Raw genomic sequence first — 2,644 nt, 5'->3', positions numbered from 1 at the left:
GGCCGGACCCCCGCCACCGCGGTCGCGCGGAGCCGGCTGCGGAGGTCGGGCAGCGCCACCGGCCAGCGCGCCGGCGGCTCGCGCCCGGCGAGCAGCAAAGGCTGCCGGCGTTCGGCGCAGATGTTGATGAGGTGCAGCAGCGCCCTTTCCTCTGCGGCGCAATCGGCGTCGTCCACCGCGAGGCCCGTCCCCGGGACGCCGGCCGCCGGCACCTCCGGCAGGCCGCGCAGGCGCACCCCGTCCAGCACCGGCCAGCCGCGCCGGGCGGCGAGGCCGCGGAGCATGTGCGTCTTGCCGGTGGCGGCCGGGCCGGCCAGGGCGAGGCGGCCGCCGGGCCACCCTTCCGGCCTTTGGAGCCAGGCCAGCGCTTCGCGGTTGGAGGCGTCCTCCAGCAGGTCCGCCGGGTCGAAGGACTCGGCGTGGGGGAGCGGCAGCGGCAATTGCCGCGGCGGGTAGGAGGGCGCGGCGCTCACCGGCCGGTCCGCGGCGGGTCGAGGTAGAGCGGGCTTTCCAGGTAGCGGCGCAGCCAGAAGCGGGACACGACGCCGAGGGTGGCGGCGAGCGGCACCGCGAGCAGCACGCCCAGGAAGCCGAAGGCCACGCCGCCCGCGAACAGCGCGAAGATCACCCAGACCGCGTGCAGCTCCACCCGCTCGCCCAGCAGGCGCGGGTAGATGATGTACCCCTCCACGATCTGCCCGGCGACGTAGACGCCGAGCACGGTGAGCACGCCGCTCCAGGTGCCGAACTGCGCCAGCGCCAGCAGCACGGAGGCGATGAGGCCGACCGTGGAGCCGACGTAGGGGATGAAGGTCAGGATGCCCGACACCAGCCCGACGGTGACGCCGAGCTCCAGCCCCACCGCGGACAGCGCCGTCGCGTAGTAGACGGCGAGCAGAGCGCAGCAGAGCAACTGCCCGCGCAGCCAGGCCGAGAGCACCCGGTCGGTCTCGCGCGCGAGCTGCCGCAGGGTGGCGGCCGAGCGCCGCGGCAGCCAGGCGTCCATCCGCACCACCATCCGCGGCCAGTCGCGCAGCAGGTAGAAGGCGACGACGGGGGTGACGGTGACGATGGTGAAGACGTTGAACAGCGCCACGCCGCCGCCCACCAGCCGCGCCAGCGCGGCGCCGAGGAAGGACACGATGGCGCCCACCTGCCCCACGGCGAGGTCTTGCAGCCGCTGGTCCACGATCTCCGGCCCCAGGCGCTCGGCCAGCGCCGCGAGGGCTTCGCGCACCGTTTGCCCGATGCCCACCACGTAGCTCGGCAGGCGTTGCAGCAGGACCGTGACCTGCGCCAGCAGCAGCGGGTAGAGCAGCAGCACGCAGAGCAGCGCCGCCAGCGCCAGCGCCAGCACCAGCAGCAGCGCCGCGGCGCCGCGCGGCACGCCGATCCAGGCGAGGCGCGTCGCCACCGGGTCGAGGAAGTAGGCGATCACCGCGGCCAGCACGAAGGGCGTCAGGATCGCCGAGAACAGCCACAGCGAGCCGGCCAGCACGAAGGCGACGCCCGCGGCCAGCAGCAGCCGCTGGCGGGGCGTTGCGAGGCGCGGCGGTTGCGGCGGCGGCCGTGCCGGGGCAGGCGCGGGCGCGACGGCGAGCCGCCGTTCCTCCGCCGGGGGCGGCCGGAGCGGCCCGGGGGGCGCCGCGGGCGGCTTGTTCAAGCAGCGCCCTCCCCGCCGCCGCGGCGGCGGTGCTCGTCGCGGTGCCGGCGCAGGGCGGCGGCGACGTACACCGCGCCGGAGGCCAGCGTGGTGCCGGCCACGGTCCATACCATCGCCGACAGCAGCGCGTCCGCGCGCAGATCGAAGCCCGCGAGCAGCAGCGCCACGCCGGCGAGCACGATCTGCAAGGCGGTGTTGAGCTTGGACAGCATCATCGGCCGGATCTTCGGTGCCTCGCCCAGCACCCAGAGCACCAGCACGCCGCCCACGATCACCAGGTCGCGGAACACCACGAGGATCGCCAGCCAGTCCGGCAGCACGCCGATGGCGGCGAGCGTGATGTAGACGCACACCAGCAGCAGCTTGTCCGCCATCGGGTCGAGTATGGCGCCGAGCGCGGAGCGGGCGTTCCGCACCCGCGCCAGCCAACCGTCCACCGCGTCCGACACGCCTGCGCCGACGAACATCCAGAACGCGATGTCGAGCCGACCCTTCAGGATCAGCCACACGGTCACGGGCACGGCGCAGAGCCGGGCCACGGTGATGATGTTGGGCAGCGTGACGAGCGCGTCGCTCCGCGCCGGGGCGGCCGGGTCGCGGCGGCCGGGAGGTTCGCCCGCCGTCGTCACGCGAGGTCCTCCTCCGCCAATGGGGCGCCGGCCGGCGTCACCCCCCTCCGGCAAGGCCTACCCGCCAGGTCTCGCCCGCGGGCGCCGCCCCCCCGCGGACGGGCGCCAGGGCGATGCCGAGCGCGGCCAGCTCGTCCGCCGCGGCCGGCGCCGGCGCGCGGAGCCCGATGCGCAGCCGCGCCGCGTCCACGGCGATGCCGACGATGTCCACGGACGCCACCGGCGCGGCGCCCGTCAGGCGCCGGCGCAATTCCAGCCACTCGCCGAGGGAGCGGTAGGTGGCGACCGCCTCCACCCAATTCGACGCCGGCGGCCCTTGCGGGGCCGCCACGGAGGGCAGCGAGCCCGGCGT

The 2,644-nt window shown here is 75.8% G+C and carries 3 protein-coding genes and 1 pseudogene; all 4 read right to left on the bottom strand.

The features are described 5' to 3' along the window. A pseudogene (locus ABD067_RS24445) lies at nucleotides 1-473 on the bottom strand (chromosomal replication initiator DnaA); the annotation flags it as partial. Beyond that, nucleotides 470-1,663 carry an AI-2E family transporter gene (locus ABD067_RS24440; RefSeq protein WP_343898035.1) on the bottom strand — a complete coding sequence of 398 codons (1,194 nt, stop codon included), beginning with the start codon at nucleotides 1,661-1,663 and terminating at the stop codon, nucleotides 470-472. The pseudogene ABD067_RS24445 and the gene ABD067_RS24440, both read right to left, overlap by 4 nt. After that, nucleotides 1,660-2,292, bottom strand: coding sequence for a CDP-alcohol phosphatidyltransferase family protein (locus tag ABD067_RS24435; RefSeq protein WP_343898034.1), 633 nt, complete (start codon nucleotides 2,290-2,292; stop codon nucleotides 1,660-1,662). The genes ABD067_RS24440 and ABD067_RS24435 overlap by 4 nt, the downstream gene beginning before the upstream one ends. Nucleotides 2,293-2,329: 37 nt before the next feature. Beyond that, nucleotides 2,330-2,644, bottom strand: a 315-nt coding sequence (locus ABD067_RS24430) for a hypothetical protein (protein ID WP_343898033.1), incomplete at its 5' end; no start/stop codon positions are given.

Source organism: Craurococcus roseus (assembly GCF_039523795.1).
In the GTDB taxonomy this organism is placed as follows: domain Bacteria; phylum Pseudomonadota; class Alphaproteobacteria; order Acetobacterales; family Acetobacteraceae; genus Craurococcus; species Craurococcus roseus.
This window is presented reverse-complemented; position numbering and strand designations above follow the sequence as displayed.